Raw genomic sequence first — 15,131 nt, 5'->3', positions numbered from 1 at the left:
TTTTGACTATTGACTATTGACTAATGACTATTGACCAAACTTCAACCGATTGTGGCCAAGACTTATCAATGACAGCAGAAATTCATGAAAGCCATCTATTAATTCTTGAAGACGATCAAGGTCGCAAAGAATTTACCCTAGAGAAACCACTCTATTCTATTGGTAGGGACAAAGAGTCTCATATTCGTCTAGTATCTCAATTTGTCTCTCGTCGTCATGCTACATTAGTGCGATTGCCAAAAGAGCATGATAATCGCAGCTATTATTACCGAATAGTAGATGGTGATGGGAAAGGCAAGCCCAGTTCTAATGGTTTAATGATTAATGGACGAAAAACACCAGCCCACGATTTAAAAAATGAAGACGAAATTGTTTTTGGGCCTAAAGTGCGTGCCATTTACTATCTGTTAAAGAATAGTCAACGTTCTGGGCAAACAGATGCTAGTGAGTATGACATCACACTCATAAATCCTGGGATGACGGACGATATGGAGGAACTGTAGAAGGTAATAGGTAATAGGTAATAGGTAATAGGTAATAGGTAATAGGCAATAGATAATAGGTAATTGCCTTGCTTTACTAGCCAGCAAGACTTTCAATCAGATGCCAATGACGACTTCTTTCAATCTCCTGTTTGACAAATTCAAACATCTGTCGGCAGTGATTATCAACTTGGAGAGGTAACTCTTCATTTTTAATCACAATACTCATCCGACTTTCTGTTTCCGTAGCCATTGATTTATCAATCAGTGCTTCTACAGTGACTATTTTAGAAAAAGACACATTGCCACGAATCTCACGAGCCAAAATATAATCGGGTGTGTAGTATTGAATCTCCAAATCACAATCCTGTAGTAGTTCTATCAGTAATGGCTGGAGATAATTGATACTAGTAGAAATCACAAATGAACAGGTATAGCGACCCATATAGCCCCACGCCCAATACAACACTCCGTCCATCCTATAATATCGAAGTAACCAAACGGCAAGTTGTTACAGATTCCCTTAATAAAGGTATAGCTGGGGACAAACAAGCAAAGGGGAGTCTCAAAACGGTAGGGGCGGGTTCATGAGATATTCGTGAATGATTGAGGCATATTTGTGAACCCGCCCCTACAGCCTCTGGACTGAGGTTTGATAAATTTCGTGAGAAATTCGGGTTATGAGTTAATACCAACTGCTAAAAGTAGAAATGAATTCTCTTTACTGTAAATTTGCAAAATCTACAAGGGAACACTGAAACAAGTATTTCATTTCCCGGAAACTCTATGACAATCAACGACTATGAAACTGCTAACTGCTCAGAATCACAAGAGTGTCACCAGCAGTTACAGCTGACGGTGCAATACCAGAAAATTTTAGCAAGGATTCTCGCTAAGATTCGCGCTTCGATCAACTTAGAATCTTTGTGTGCGACTTCTTGTCAAGATATTTGTCGGCAATTGCAGATTGAGCGAGTGGGAATTTATCGATTTAATGCTGATTGGAGTGGTAGTTTCATTAATCGTTTTGGTTTTACTGAGTCGCCTTGGAATACATTACCTGCTTTTGGGCAAGATTTAGTGTGGCAAGATTCTCATTTGCAAGAAACTCAAGGCGGACGATATCGCAACAATGAACCGTTTGCCGTGGCTGATATTTACAATGCTGGACACGCGCGTTGTCATATTGAAGTATTGGAACAGTTCCAAATTCGAGCTTATGCGATCGCCCCAATTTTTGTGGGGACAAAACTATGGGGTTTGCTGGCTGGCTATCAACATTCTTCACCTCGACAATGGTATGCTCACGAAGTTGAATTTTTAGCACAAGCTGCTAGTTATCTTGGTGTGGCTATGCAGCAGACACAAATCTTAGAACAAAGTCAGCACAGCACAGCAGAATTGCAAGATGCGATCGCTCGGCAACGTAGCTTAATGGAAGTGGTAGGAAATATTCGCTCGTCTGTCAATACGGAAATTATTCTCGATACTGCTTGTCAAGAAGTGTGTAAACTTCTCAAATTAGAACGGGCGGCAATTTACCGCTTCCATGAAGACTGGAGTGGTGAATTTGTCAGTCATTTTGGCATGGTAGAGGCACAATGGCATAGAATCAACCCTTTTGGTAAAAATTTGGTTTGGGAAGATACTCACCTGCAAGAAACTAAAGGTGGGCGCTACCGCAATAATGAAAGTTTTGCAGTTAATGACATCTACCAAGCTGGACACTCACGCTGTCACCTCGATATTTTAGAGCAATTTAAGATCCGCGCCTATGTTTTAGCACCGATTTTCATCGGACCAAAACTATGGGGCTTGATAGCTGCGTATCAACATTCCGGCTCGCGCCAATGGGCAAATTATGAAGTTGAGTTTCTGGGACAGGTAGGAGCGCAGTTAGGAGTAGCCATTCAACAAGCCGAGAATTTAGCTCAGTCGAAACAACAAGCAGTGGCTTTAAAAGATGCGATCGCTAGACAACGAGCGCTAACAGAAGTCGTCGGGAAAATTCGCTCCTCGTTAGATATTGATTTGATTCTCAAAACCACTTGCCAAGAAGTGTGTAAAATGCTGAAAGTTGAGCGAGTTGGTGTTTATCGCTTTAACCCAGACTGGAGTGGTGAATTTGTCAGTCATTTTGGCATGGTAGAGGCACAGTGGGACAGTATCAATCCTTTTGGCAAAAATCTCGTTTGGGAAGATACTCACCTGCAAGAAACCAAAGGTGGGCGCTATCGCAATAATGAAAGTTTTGCTGTTAATGACATCTATCAAGCTGGACATTCACGCTGTCACCGCGATATTTTAGAGCAATTCCGCATTCGTGCTTATGCCTTGACTCCCATTTTTGTGGGACGAAACCTCTGGGGATTGCTAGCTGCCTATCAACATTCTGCACCGCGTCAGTGGGATAGTGTGGAGGTAGAATTTTTAGGACAGGTTGCCAGTCAACTGGGAGTAGCGCTGCAAAGTTCGGAAATGATGACTCAAATCCAAACTCGTGCTGATGAACTACATAAATCGGCTGAACAACGGCGGATTTTATTTGATTTAGTCGTCAAAATTCGGGAATCTCTGGACTTAGAGACGATATTTAAAACTACAGTACAGGAAGTCAGGCGATCGCTACAAGCAGATCGAGTCGGGGTTTTCCGCTTTGATCCTCATGTTGGTTTTTGCAGTGGGGAATTTATCGCTGAGGATGTGTTACCCAAATTCGATTCAGCCCTGGCTGTGAAGGTGCAGGACTATTGTTTTGGCGATCAGTACGCACCCCAATATCGTCAAGGAACCGTGCAAGTTATCTCTGATGTCAATAGCGTCGGCGCTAAAGTACCTCATCCTGAGCTAATTGAGCAATTCCAAATCAAAGCCCAAATTATTGTCCCTTTAATAGAAGGGGATGATCTGTGGGGATTGTTCTGCATTCATCAATGCACTCATACACGCCACTGGGAAGAAGCTGAATTAGAATTTGTAACTCAAGTAGCAGCTCAACTCAGCGTAGCCCTGCGACAAGCTAACTTATTTCAACAGTCGAGTTTGCTGGGACAAACCCGTGAAGAAGCCAATCAACTCGCTCAAGCACTCAACGAGCTGCGTACAGCCCAGATGCAGATTATCCACGCCGAAAAAATGGCTAGTTTGGGGCAATTAGTCGCAGGAGTCGCTCACGAAATTAATAACCCGATTAATTTCATTCACGGCAACTTGGAACACGCCCAGGAATACACACAAGAATTATTGCGTTGTGTAGAACTTTATCAACGTTATCATCCCGATGTTGCCCCAGAACTACAAGAGTTTTTCCAGCAAGCGGAAATAGAATACTTGTTCGATGATTTACCTAAACTATTTCAGTCCATGAAGGTGGGAACTGATCGCATTCGGAATATTGTTACGTCGTTGCGGAACTTCTCTCGTTTAGATGAAGCTGATTTCAAGACAGCAAATATTCATGAAGGTCTTGACAGTACCTTAATGATTTTGCAAAATCGCTTGAAGCCTTCAGCCGATAGTCCTAGCATTCATGTGAAAAAAGATTATGATCCTTTACCTCTGATTGAGTGTTATCCTGGGCAGCTAAATCAAGTTTTTATGAATTTGCTCTCGAATGCGATCGATGCCCTAGAAGAACGAAATGAGCTGTTATCTCCTGAAGCGATCGCTACTAACCCTAGCGAAATTTATATTTCTACTTCCCGACTCAATCAAGATTGGATTGTCATTCGCATCGCTGACAATGGAATCGGTATGAATGAAGAGGTACTTTCTCGATTATTTGATCCGTTTTTCACTACCAAGGTTGTAGGAAAAGGTACAGGGCTAGGACTTTCTATCAGTTATCAAATTATTACAGATAAACACAATGGCAAGATATACTGCCAATCTGAAACCAGCAAAGGTACAGAATTTGTGATTGAGTTACCAATTCATCAGGCGACAGTGAAAAAACTAGTACCTCATCTATAATCAAAAGTCAAAATCATCGTAGGAGCGTACCCTACATTTCTCACAAAACGGTAGGGGCGGGTTCACAAAGGAAGCTTCAATCATTCACGAATATCTCGTTAATCCACCCCTACAGCCTCTGGACTTCGGTTTATAAATTTCGTGAGAAATTGGGCGTATGCCCCTACCAAGGTATCTACTACATTTTATTTGCAAATGCGTATGAGAAATTCTCTTTTATTATTCGGCTTTCGGAATTTTGAATTTTGACTTTTACATTGGTATTACCTGAACTTGACCCTCAACTTAATTGTATTGCAATCAAAAGTATGATCAGGTAATTACCTAATTCGCTTTCCTAGAGATGTGACAAACTATTAATGCTGTTGCGGCCCCTTAGCATCACACTCTTTATTCCAGCATCGTTTTAAGAGTCCAATGCGCCAACTATAGGCAAAACGTCGCGGGTTCAATTCTAAATCCTGGGTAAATAAAGGCTGGTTGAGATACTGCCAGAGAGGAAATTTAATTTTGTGGTGTTTATCAGCCATAAGAGGAGCAAAGTATTATAAAAATGTTATGGCAGTAGTTAGCATTAGGGAAACGAACCGCCAGATACTGATTTTCTAGTTAAAGATGACATGATATACATTCGATTGTCTTGGTGGCAATTGCGGAATTTTACCTAAAGATTTCTACTCAGGGTTGAGGTTACAGGTTACAGGTTATAGGTTACAGGTTACAGGTTATAGGTTATAGGTTACAGGCTAGAGATAAGATAGCTGGAAAATGACCAAGGAAAAACATCTTACTCATGACTCATCACTCATGACTCATCACTCAGCACTCCCCACTCAGCACTCATGACTCATGACTCCCTACTCCTGAGTTCTCATCGCTTGTGCTGCAAGATAGACTTTAGTCCATTCACCCATTACTTGATGGGGTTTGAGTTCTAATTGTTGGGCTACTGCTTCTATAGAATTACCTGCTTTTCGCAAATTTAGTATTTGCCGGCCAAGGGGAGTTATATTTTCATATAGTTGCTGCCATTGGTTTTGTGTCAAGCCTAAGTTATTTTCTTGTAGGGAAATTGCTAACCAGTTATCTACTAATTCTGGTTTACCTTTAAGGGCAAAGACACGGACTGCATGGTAGCTAATTTTTTCTCGCAGTCGATAGACTTCTTTAATTGGTTTATTTAATTTTTTGGCAATTTCATCTTGAGTTTTACCTTGCAAGTAAAGTTTTAACCACTCTACTGCTTCAGTGCCAAGATTTTCTTGCAAATAATCGGCAAATTCTTGTTTGACTGTTTGCCGGAGTGCTTGCTGTTCTTCTAATTGCTGGGCTTCTTGATATTCAGCGATCGCTTGGCTATCTACCAAGTTGATCCGATTGTCGCTATCATCTGTGAGTACTTCTTCTGACACAAGTCTGACTAAATCACCACCGGGTACTTGGGTTAATCCACCACGTTGAGAACGACGGAGATAGTTAACAAAACGAAATACTAACAAAGGCTGATTGCGTACTGGGCGCAAACAATACTCTTCCACTGTAGCGAATAGCAAGGTGTCTTTGAGACGCTTATCCAAGGCTACTTCTGTAATGTAAGCCATCTGTTGCTGGATGTAAGTGTCATTTTGTAGCAGTTCTTGGATTACTTCTTGTAATACATCAATTACAGTGCGTTGGCGATCGCGACTCAGGGCAATCCATGTTTGAATTTTATGGCGTAATGTCACTAAACTGCCTAGCCGCATGATCAGGTTACGATAAGCGCCTTCTCGTCCTACCCCTAAGTAGCGTTGACTTAAAATTTTCCAGCGATATTCCATCGCTTGCTTGGCAATCTCCAGTTCTTTCGAGTTTAGCAGTTCAAAGCGTTGTGTATCACGACCTAACAGCCAGAAAATAATACTTTCCCTTGCCGCTAGATTTTGTTCTGGACACTCCGCAGCTAGCCGCTTGCGCCAAAATTGCGCTAGTTTTTCTGCTTCCGTTACCATAGCGAGATTGCGCTCCTCGAAACCCTGTTTTAAAGTTTGCATCACAACCCCCATTTTTCGCACTTATCTTGTGAGCTAGCAGTTAGTTGCCCGTGAGTCTGTCATCTTGATGAAGACATCTCAGCGATTCCATTGTTATTACGGTTTTATTCGCTAACTTTATGCAGTAATTTCTCGGAACCCTACTTCTATGTTTGATGTCAAGTCCTAGAAAGACTGCATTGCAGGCATTTACAGCAATTCAATCCCAATTAAATTTTTGTAAAGTTATGTGTTGAGAACACAGATAGGTCATTTATCCACAGCTGTGAGAAATGTCCCATTTTTTTCCAGGGGTTGAGAAGAGCTAACATTATCACACCTACACAGAGCAAAGGCAATCCACTTTGGGTCAGACGCTACTGTAGCTCAATAAGTTTCATTCGCGGGATATTTGGGCAGAAATTATGGTTTTATGTACAATTTCTCATCAGTACACTATAAGATTAATTGTATACTCACTCTGCTATCAATAAGTGAAGCATGATATTCATCTGAGGAAACTAGTGCGATCGCCAAAATTTAGCTGACAGTACTACTTGGGTACGTAGTATTCGAGAAGAGGATATGTTAATTTCACATCAAGAGTAACTCCTAACTCGGCACTCTGGACTCAAATCGTGGAACTGTATCTAATTCGTCACGGCATTGCTGAAGAACATCAATCTGGCATTCAAGATGAACTACGTAGCCTGACCAAGGAAGGAAGGCAAAAAACTGAGAAGGTAGCTCATCGCCTTGTCAAGCTGGACTTGCATTTCGATTTAATTGTCACCAGTCCTCTAGTCCGTGCCAAACAAACAGCAGAAATTCTGTTAGCAGCTGGACTCAGTTCTCAAGTAGAAGAATCTAACCACCTAGCACCTAATGGTCATATCGCTAGTTGGCTAGATTATTGGCTAAAACCGAAAAATTTTGCTGAAAATGTTCAACTCGCTTTAGTAGGGCATGAGCCTTGTTTAAGCAATTGGGCAGAAATTCTCCTTTGGGGGGAAGCCAAAGACAGCTTAGTCCTGAAAAAAGCAGGTATGATCGGAGTAAAACTACCAGAAATTGGTTCTCCTGTGGGTCAGAGTCAGATGTTTTTGTTGACACAACCCAGGTACTTGCTATAACAGTTTAGCAACCTTTCTCTAAAGAATTGTTGTTTGATCGGCTACTGTTATGGCGACAATAATTTCTGGTAAGTTAGCTTGATCGGATATTTTACAAAGCAAATGGTGTTGCCATGATGGTGTGCGAATTTAGGCCTGGTTTAGAGGGCATTCCCGCCGCCCAATCGAGTATCAGTTATGTAGATGGGCAAAAGGGAATACTAGAGTATCGTGGCATCCGGATTGAAGAATTAGCAGAAAAAAGTACTTTTCTGGAAACTGCTTATCTCTTAATCTGGGGTGAATTGCCAAATCAGGAGGAATTGAAAGAATTTGAAGAGGAAGTTCGTCTCCATAGGCGGATTAAATACCGCATTCGAGACATGATGAAATGCTTCCCGGAAAGCGGTCATCCGATGGATGCTCTCCAAGCTTCTGCTGCGGCTTTGGGCTTGTTTTATTCCCGGCGGGATTTAACTAATCCTGTCTACATTCGGGATGCCGTGGTGCGCTTAATAGCGACTATTCCCACAATGGTGGCAGCATTCCAGTTAATGCGGAAAGGCAACGACCCGGTAAAACCACGGGATGACTTAGATTATTCCGCCAACTTCTTGTATATGCTCAACGAAAAGGAGCCAGATGCTTTAGCAGCCAAAATCTTTGATGTCTGCTTGATTCTGCATGTGGAACATACCATGAATGCTTCCACCTTCAGTGCTAGGGTGACAGCTTCCACCTTAACTGACCCCTACGCCGTGGTTGCTAGCGCCGTCGGTACTTTGGGCGGCCCCTTGCACGGGGGAGCCAATGAAGAAGTGATTCAGATGTTGGAAGAAATTGGTTCTGTGGCAAATGTCCGTCCTTACGTCGAGGAAAGGCTGCTACGCAAAGAGAAGCTCATGGGCTTTGGACATCGTGTTTACAAGGTGAAAGACCCACGAGCGACAATTTTGCAACATCTGGCAGAACAGTTATTTGACAAGTTTGGAGCCGATAAATATTACGACATTGCCCAAGAGATGGAACGGGTAGTCGAAGAAAAACTCGGTCACAAAGGAATTTTCCCCAATGTTGACTTTTATTCCGGTTTAGTGTATCGAAAAATGGGCATACCAACAGACTTGTTTACACCAATATTTGCGATCGCCCGCGTCGCCGGTTGGTTAGCTCACTGGAAGGAACAACTCGAAGAAAACCGCATCTTCCGACCCACTCAGGTGTATAGTGGCAAACACGAGGTAACTTACACCCCCATTGACAAACGGTAACTAGCAATTATGGGGCATCAGACAATCAATCACCAGCTGACAACCGTTGCCAAACTGGAAGCGGCAGTTTTGTGATGCTCGGCTGAGGGACTGGGGACTGGGGACTGGGGACTGGGGACTGGGGACTGGGGACTGGGGACTGGGGACTGAGGACTGGGAAAAGGCACACAAGCAGGGGAATAGAGCAGATGAAAAACATTCTTTACACTCAGCACCCAATACCCAATACCCAATACCCAATACCCAATCCCCATCCCCCTATAGCCAATCCCAATCCCAGCCATAAGTAGAAGTTGATAGATAGCGACAAAAGGCAAAAACCATCCAACGATATACTAGGCAATGGGAATTGGCAACAAATCTTCAATCAGGTGTCATCTCAGCAGAGATCCAAATGGGTGAAGTGATAAATATTAGTTTAGCTAATGATTGTAACTCACCATGACTTGATGACTTAAAGAGCGAAAACATGAATTCAGGAATTGACCTCCAAGGAACGTTTATTCAATCCCTAACGGATTTAGGCATCCCACCAGGAGCTGCTAAAGCGATTTGGATGCCTCTGCCCATGATACTTATGCTCATTGGAGCAACAGTGGGGGTGCTGGTTTGTGTTTGGCTAGAACGCAAAATTTCTGCCGCCGCCCAGCAGCGAATTGGCCCTGAATACATAGGGCCTTTGGGTTTGCTAGCGCCAGTGGCAGATGGTCTAAAGTTGGTATTTAAAGAAGATATTGTGCCAGCTAAAGCCGACCCTTGGCTATTCACCCTCGGCCCGATTCTCGTGGTTCTACCAGTATTTCTGTCTTATTTGATTGTTCCCTTTGGACAGAATATCCTCATTACCAATGTGAGTACAGGGATATTTTTGTGGATTGCTTTATCGAGCATTCAACCCATTGGCTTGTTGATGGCTGGTTACTCTTCTAATAACAAGTACTCCCTTTTGGGGGGCTTGCGAGCTGCTGCCCAGTCTATCAGTTATGAAATTCCTTTGGCTTTGAGTGTGTTGGCGATCGCTATGATGTCTAACAGCCTCAGTACAGTGGATATTGTCAACCAACAATCAGGTTACGGTATCCTGGGTTGGAACATTTGGCGACAACCCCTCGGTTTTCTGATCTTTTGGATAGCCGCCCTAGCTGAGTGCGAACGCTTACCCTTTGACTTACCAGAAGCGGAAGAAGAACTAGTCGCAGGCTATCAAACTGAATACTCAGGGATGAAATTTGCGCTATTTTACCTCAGTTCTTACGTTAACCTCGTACTTTCTGCCCTATTAGTAGCAGTTTTATACTTGGGTGGTTGGGATTTTCCCATTCCCATCAATGTCATAGCCAATTGGTTAGGATTCAGTGAAGTCACTCCTCTATTGCAGGTAGTGAATGCAGCTTTGGGTATCACTATGACCTTACTCAAAGCTTATTTTCTCATCTTTATTGCGATCCTGTTGCGTTGGACAGTACCACGGGTACGGATTGACCAATTGCTAGATTTAGGTTGGAAGTTTCTCTTACCAGTCGGTCTAGTTAACCTACTTTTAACCGCAGCCCTGAAACTTGCCTTTCCCGTTGCCTTCGGCGGTTAGTCATGAGTCATTAGTGAGCTAGCGCGGTCTTGGGGGTTTCCCCCATGAGCGACTAGCGAACCCGTAAGGGTCATTAGTCCTCAGACCAATGGCCAATGACAACTGACAACTGACAACTGACGATTAACACAAGAGAGAGAGACAAAATGCTCAAGTTCCTGAAGCAAGTTGGTGATTACGCCAAAGAAGCAGTACAAGCTGGACGTTCCATTGGTCAGGGACTATCTGTAACTTTTGACCATATGCGTCGCCGTCCAGTTACAGTCCAGTACCCTTACGAAAAACTCATTCCTGGTGAACGGTTTCGCGGTCGAATTCACTATGAATTTGATAAGTGTATCGCCTGTGAAGTCTGTGTGCGGGTTTGTCCGATTAACCTCCCCGTTGTTGATTGGGAATTCGATAAAGCTACTAAAAAGAAAAAACTCAATCACTACAGCATCGATTTCGGTGTTTGTATTTTCTGTGGTAACTGTGTGGAATATTGCCCAACTAACTGTCTATCAATGACAGAAGAATACGAACTCTCAACTTACGATCGCCATGAGCTGAACTATGATAGTGTGGCTTTAGGTCGTCTGCCCTACAAAGTTACTGATGACCCAATGGTGACACCATTACGCGAATTGGTTTATCTACCCAAAGGCGTACTTGAACCCCACGGACTACCCGCAGATGCACCCCGCGCCGGCGCTCGTCCAGAAGACTTGGTAGAAACAACAGAAAAATGAATTTAGTCCACAGTCAACAGTCAAAAGTCCATAGCGATTTAACCATTGACTGTTGACTATTGACCATTGACTATTAACTGAGGACAAAAAACAGTGAATCTAGCAGAAGGAGTACAGGTTGTTTCCTTTGGCATACTGGCAGTAATGATGATTGGAGCAGCCCTTGGTGTGGTGCTAGCGTCCAGCATTGTTTATTCGGCCTTTTTGCTAGGGGGTGTGTTCATTAGCATCGCCGGAATGTACTTGTTGTTAAATGGTGATTTTGTCGCCGCAGCGCAAGTGCTTATTTATGTAGGGGCGGTGAATGTGTTGATTTTGTTTGCCATTATGTTGGTCAACAAGCGACAAGATTTTACACCCTTTCCTAGTACTGGTGTGCGGAAAGTCTTGACAGCGATCGTCAGTGTGGGATTGTTTGCACTCTTAAGTACGATGGTATTAGCAACACCTTGGGCTTACTCAACCACTCCGCAATCTGGAGAGACTTCCATAGTGTTGATTGGAGAACATTTCTTCAGCGACTTCTTGCTACCGTTTGAACTGGCATCAGTATTATTGTTGATGGCAATGGTAGGAGCAATTATTTTGGCACGTCGGGAGTACTTGCCGGAAGTGACATCATCAGAATTACAGCAAACAGTGCTGACCTTACCAGAACGTCCTAGAGAACTGGTTTCAGCCGGTAGCGAAACTCCAGACTAACAACATAACAAGCCAGATTTTTCCACGAGAATACAAGGACTCATGCAACTCCAGTACTTTTTATTACTAGCAGCAGCTTTATTCTGTATCGGCATTTATGGTTTAATCACCAGTCGTAACGCTGTGCGCGTGTTGATGTCGATTGAATTGCTGCTAAATGCTGTTAATTTGAATTTAATGGCATTTTCCAACTTCCTTGACTCAACATTAATTAAAGGTCAGGTTTTCACCGTGTTTGTGATTACCGTGGCAGCTGCTGAAGCGGCAGTAGGTTTAGCGATCGTGCTTGCCATTTATCGCAACCGTGATACTGTCGATATGGAGCAGTTTAATCTCCTGAAGTGGTAATTGCGTGTGCAACTCAAGCAGGTAATCATTGCCTATAAGGCGCGGGACTCCCAAAGCAAACGTTGGGCAGAAATCTGCGCCAAACAATTAGAAAGTCGTGATTGTCAGGTCTTAATGGGGCCTAGCGGGCCAAAAGATAACCCTTATCCGGTCTTTTTGGCTTCCGCCGGACAACCAATCGATCTGGCAATTGTCCTCGGTGGTGACGGCACAGTCCTCACTAGTGCTAGACATTTAGCCCCAGTCGGTATCCCCATTCTCGGTGTGAATGTGGGGGGTCATCTAGGCTTCTTAACCGAGTCAGTGGAAGAATTTCAAGATACAGAGCAGGTTTGGGATCGGTTATTTGAAGACCGATACGCTGTCCAAAGGCGGATGATGTTGCAAGCAACGGTTTTTGAAGGACATCGGACGAATTTGGAACCAGTCAGCGAACGCTACCTGGGATTGAATGAATTTTGTGTCAAACCCGCTTCTGCTGACAGGATGATCACTTCTATCTTAGAGATGGAAATTGATGGCGAAGTGGTAGACCAATATGTAGGCGATGGGTTGATTGTTTCCACTCCTACAGGTTCGACTGGTTATACTGTCTCCGCCAATGGCCCGATTATGCACGATGGCATGGAAGCGATTACCATCACTCCCATCTGTCCCATGAGTCTTTCTAGCCGTCCTCTAGTCCTCCCCGCAGGTTCTGTTGTCAGTATTTGGCCGTTGGGAGACTATGATTTGAGTACTAAGTTATGGATGGATGGAGTTTTAGCTACATCGATTTGGCCTGGACATCGGGTGGATATACGTATGGCTGATTGTCTAGCTAAATTTATTGTCTTGCGGGAAAACAATTCATATTATCAAACTCTGCGAGAGAAGTTACTTTGGGCTGGTACTAGGGTTCGCTATACTGATAACCACAAAAATTAATATAGCGATTTTCATGCCGATGAAGTACACCTGTCTAGTCCAGAGGTTGTAGGGGCGGGTTAAATCAGTTATGAGTTATCAGTAAACAGTTATCAGTCAAGATCATTGGGTTTAAGTCTCCCACTTTAACAGTGAACAGTTATCAGTCAAGATAATTGAATCAGCGTTAACTGATAACTGTATTAACCCGTCCCTACTGGTTGTGAGAAATGCCGGTAGCCTCTGTTGACTAAAAAATATGTACCTCACTTAACTGAGAAACGCTCCCGTAGAGTATGACGTAGCTTGCTTCGGCGTAGCGGTATTACGAATTACGAATTACGAATTACGGTACTAGTCTCTGCGCTTAAAAACTGACGCAAGCTCAATAAACTTATGGTTTGTCCTAAATTTAAGGGCAAAAAAGATATTCCTTCCAAGCGAGACTGTACCCAACCATCTCCCCAGTACCATTCGTGAAAACCATCAATACCGCCACTGAGCAACAAGCGTAGACAGTTGGCTTTGGCTACATCTACCCGATGATGAACTGCGACTGGCCCAGTCCAGGTTGTAAATTGTAATCCTTGGTGTAGTTCTTCTGGGATGCTTTGGGCAAAGCGCTGACCAATGAGCCATTTTTGTAACTGCTCAGGACGTAGTAAGCTATCACGAATAGTATTTGCTGATGCTGTGATTTCGATTCGCAGTTGCGTTTGTTGGAAATTACCTAGCATTTGTAGACGCTGGATGGGGGAAGTTTCTATCACAATGCTAAATGAATTTGGGGGGAATGGGTATGGTCAATGGTCAATAGTCAATAGTCAATAGTCATTAGTCATTAGTCATTAGTCATTAGTCATTAGTCATTATTCTTATCTCACTGTCCCCTTGTCTCCTCACTCCCTCACTCAGCACGGGCTGCATCGCCCCAACAGGGCTAAGTAATTTATGTATATGTTAAGTTTTGTTATAATGATTGCTACTTACGTGCCTAAGCTCTAGAGCAAAGGTACTTGTTTAAATACTATTTATTGGTAAGGTTCTTCATGGCGGATCAATTAATTCGCGCTACAGCAGCCGAAGGTGGAATTCGGGCTGTAGGTGTGATTACTACACGCTTGGCAGAAGAAGCACGGCAGCGTCACCAGCTTTCTTATGTGGCAACGGCGGCTCTTGGTCGGACTATGTCGGCTGGTTTATTGATGGCTTCTAGTATGAAGCGCGTAGGATCTAGGGTGAATGTCCGAGTGAAGGGCGATGGGCCTTTGGGTGGGATATTGGTAGATGCGGGCTTAGATGGGACTGTGCGGGGTTATGTAGGTAATCCACATATAGAATTGCCTCCCAATGATCGGGGTAAGCTGGATGTGGGTGGTGCGGTTGGCAATGGCTTTCTCTATGTAGTGAAAGATATTGGTTACGGTTATCCTTACTCTAGTACGGTAGAACTGGTTTCCGGAGAAATTGGCGATGATGTTGCTCATTATCTGGTGAGTTCAGAGCAAACGCCTTCAGCTTTGGTTTTAGGGGTGTTTGTCGGGGAATCTGGGGTGACGGCTGCTGGTGGGTTGCTGGTACAGGTATTACCGAAAGCTGCGAGGGATGAGGCTTTGGTAGCAACTCTAGAATCAAGAGTGGCTGGTTTGTCAGGGTTCACTCCTCTGTTGCAAGTGGGTAAGTCGTTGCCAGAAATTTTTCAGGATCTTTTAGGCGATATGGGGTTGACAATTTTCCCAGAAAGCCAGATACTACGCTTTCACTGTGGTTGTTCGTTTGACCGGGTGTTAGGGGCATTAAAAATGCTGGGAGAGTCCGAATTACAAGATATGATTGTTAAGGACGATGGGGCCGAGGCGACTTGCGACTTTTGTGGCAGAGTGTATCAAGCAAGTAGTGATGATTTAGCCCAACTGATTGTGGACTTACAAGCAGAGTCTTCAGTTTCAGGTTAAAGTATAATTGGACGCTGAATCTACCAACTATTAATGGTATCTATGGGAAAGA

The 15,131-nt window shown here is 43.5% G+C and carries 15 protein-coding genes; 10 read left to right on the top strand and 5 right to left on the bottom strand.

The genetic code is table 11. The features are described 5' to 3' along the window. Nucleotides 1-23: 23 nt before the first annotated feature. Nucleotides 24-503, top strand: a complete 480-nt coding sequence (locus FD725_RS26330) for an FHA domain-containing protein (RefSeq protein ID WP_256871768.1) — start codon at nt 24-26, stop codon at nt 501-503. A 76-nt stretch (nt 504-579) separates the two neighbouring features. Here FD725_RS26330 and FD725_RS26325 read toward each other — a convergent pair whose 3' ends face one another. Next, nucleotides 580-927, bottom strand: a complete 348-nt coding sequence (locus FD725_RS26325) for a hypothetical protein (RefSeq protein WP_179050864.1) — start codon at nt 925-927, stop codon at nt 580-582. Between the two features lie 341 nt (nt 928-1,268). Here FD725_RS26325 and FD725_RS26320 point away from each other — a divergent pair, with 341 nt between their 5' ends. Further along, nucleotides 1,269-4,454, top strand: coding sequence for a GAF domain-containing protein (locus tag FD725_RS26320; protein ID WP_179050863.1), 3,186 nt, complete (start codon nt 1,269-1,271; stop codon nt 4,452-4,454). 356 nt (nt 4,455-4,810) lie between these two features. Here the strand turns inward: FD725_RS26320 and FD725_RS26315 are convergent, their stop codons facing one another. Next, the gene (locus FD725_RS26315; RefSeq protein WP_179050862.1) at nt 4,811-4,984 is read right to left on the bottom strand and encodes a hypothetical protein; all 174 of its coding nucleotides are present in this window, start codon (nt 4,982-4,984) and stop codon (nt 4,811-4,813) included. A 327-nt stretch (nt 4,985-5,311) separates the two neighbouring features. Next, nucleotides 5,312-6,499 (bottom strand): HetZ-related protein 2, encoded by a 1,188-nt coding sequence (locus tag FD725_RS26310; protein ID WP_179050861.1) that lies wholly within the window; start codon nt 6,497-6,499, stop codon nt 5,312-5,314. A 605-nt stretch (nt 6,500-7,104) separates the two neighbouring features. Here FD725_RS26310 and sixA point away from each other — a divergent pair. Both sixA and FD725_RS26300 read left to right on the top strand, forming a co-directional pair. Beyond that, entirely contained in the window at nt 7,105-7,599 is a 495-nt protein-coding gene (gene sixA, locus FD725_RS26305; RefSeq protein WP_179050860.1) for a phosphohistidine phosphatase SixA, read from the top strand. Nucleotides 7,600-7,712: 113 nt separating this feature from the next. After that, the gene (locus FD725_RS26300; protein WP_179050859.1) at nt 7,713-8,849 is read left to right on the top strand and encodes a citrate synthase; all 1,137 of its coding nucleotides are present in this window, start codon (nt 7,713-7,715) and stop codon (nt 8,847-8,849) included. Between the two features lie 29 nt (nt 8,850-8,878). Here the strand turns inward: FD725_RS26300 and FD725_RS26295 are convergent, their stop codons facing one another. Further along, nucleotides 8,879-9,133: a hypothetical protein gene (locus FD725_RS26295; RefSeq protein ID WP_179050858.1), complete on the bottom strand. Its 255-nt coding sequence runs from the start codon at nt 9,131-9,133 to the stop codon at nt 8,879-8,881. A gap of 185 nt (nt 9,134-9,318) precedes the next feature. Between FD725_RS26295 and nuoH the strand changes: the two genes are divergently transcribed. From nuoH to FD725_RS26270, 5 genes are all read left to right on the top strand, one after another. Then, nucleotides 9,319-10,437 (top strand): NADH-quinone oxidoreductase subunit NuoH, encoded by a 1,119-nt coding sequence (gene nuoH, locus FD725_RS26290; protein WP_179050857.1) that lies wholly within the window; start codon nt 9,319-9,321, stop codon nt 10,435-10,437. 146 nt (nt 10,438-10,583) lie between these two features. Then, a complete protein-coding gene (gene ndhI / locus FD725_RS26285; protein ID WP_179050856.1) occupies nt 10,584-11,168 on the top strand; it encodes an NAD(P)H-quinone oxidoreductase subunit I in 585 nt (194 codons plus the stop codon). Nucleotides 11,169-11,261: 93 nt separating this feature from the next. After that, nucleotides 11,262-11,870 carry an NADH-quinone oxidoreductase subunit J gene (locus FD725_RS26280; RefSeq protein ID WP_179050855.1) on the top strand — a complete coding sequence of 203 codons (609 nt, stop codon included), beginning with the start codon at nt 11,262-11,264 and terminating at the stop codon, nt 11,868-11,870. A 42-nt stretch (nt 11,871-11,912) separates the two neighbouring features. Beyond that, a complete protein-coding gene (nuoK, locus tag FD725_RS26275) occupies nt 11,913-12,218 on the top strand; it encodes an NADH-quinone oxidoreductase subunit NuoK (protein WP_006199065.1) in 306 nt (101 codons plus the stop codon). A gap of 6 nt (nt 12,219-12,224) precedes the next feature. Further along, complete coding sequence (locus FD725_RS26270) at nt 12,225-13,145, top strand: NAD(+) kinase (RefSeq protein WP_179050854.1); 921 nt, start codon at nt 12,225-12,227, stop codon at nt 13,143-13,145. Between the two features lie 311 nt (nt 13,146-13,456). Here the strand turns inward: FD725_RS26270 and FD725_RS26265 are convergent, their stop codons facing one another. Next, nucleotides 13,457-13,861 carry a hypothetical protein gene (locus tag FD725_RS26265; RefSeq protein WP_179051706.1) on the bottom strand — a complete coding sequence of 135 codons (405 nt, stop codon included), beginning with the start codon at nt 13,859-13,861 and terminating at the stop codon, nt 13,457-13,459. 312 nt (nt 13,862-14,173) lie between these two features. Between FD725_RS26265 and hslO the strand changes: the two genes are divergently transcribed. Next, nucleotides 14,174-15,079, top strand: coding sequence for an Hsp33 family molecular chaperone HslO (gene hslO, locus FD725_RS26260; RefSeq protein WP_179050853.1), 906 nt, complete (start codon nt 14,174-14,176; stop codon nt 15,077-15,079). The last annotated feature ends 52 nt before the right edge of the window (nt 15,080-15,131 follow it).

The organism is Nostoc sp. TCL26-01 (genome assembly GCF_013393945.1).
Classification (GTDB): domain Bacteria; phylum Cyanobacteriota; class Cyanobacteriia; order Cyanobacteriales; family Nostocaceae; genus Trichormus.
This window is presented reverse-complemented; position numbering and strand designations above follow the sequence as displayed.

Coding starts and splice junctions, on each gene's coding strand:
- FD725_RS26295 (WP_179050858.1), bottom strand. CDS start 9,133: ATGGCTGGGATTGGGATTGGCTATAGGGGGATGGGGATTGGGTATTGG.
- nuoK (WP_006199065.1), top strand. CDS start 11,913: ATGCAACTCCAGTACTTTTTATTACTAGCAGCAGCTTTATTCTGTATC.
- FD725_RS26300 (WP_179050859.1), top strand. CDS start 7,713: ATGATGGTGTGCGAATTTAGGCCTGGTTTAGAGGGCATTCCCGCCGCC.
- FD725_RS26320 (WP_179050863.1), top strand. CDS start 1,269: ATGACAATCAACGACTATGAAACTGCTAACTGCTCAGAATCACAAGAG.
- FD725_RS26330 (WP_256871768.1), top strand. CDS start 24: ATGACTATTGACCAAACTTCAACCGATTGTGGCCAAGACTTATCAATG.
- FD725_RS26325 (WP_179050864.1), bottom strand. CDS start 927: ATGGGTCGCTATACCTGTTCATTTGTGATTTCTACTAGTATCAATTAT.
- FD725_RS26265 (WP_179051706.1), bottom strand. CDS start 13,861: ATGCTAGGTAATTTCCAACAAACGCAACTGCGAATCGAAATCACAGCA.
- nuoH (WP_179050857.1), top strand. CDS start 9,319: ATGAATTCAGGAATTGACCTCCAAGGAACGTTTATTCAATCCCTAACG.
- FD725_RS26310 (WP_179050861.1), bottom strand. CDS start 6,499: ATGGGGGTTGTGATGCAAACTTTAAAACAGGGTTTCGAGGAGCGCAAT.
- ndhI (WP_179050856.1), top strand. CDS start 10,584: ATGCTCAAGTTCCTGAAGCAAGTTGGTGATTACGCCAAAGAAGCAGTA.
- hslO (WP_179050853.1), top strand. CDS start 14,174: ATGGCGGATCAATTAATTCGCGCTACAGCAGCCGAAGGTGGAATTCGG.
- FD725_RS26315 (WP_179050862.1), bottom strand. CDS start 4,984: ATGGCTGATAAACACCACAAAATTAAATTTCCTCTCTGGCAGTATCTC.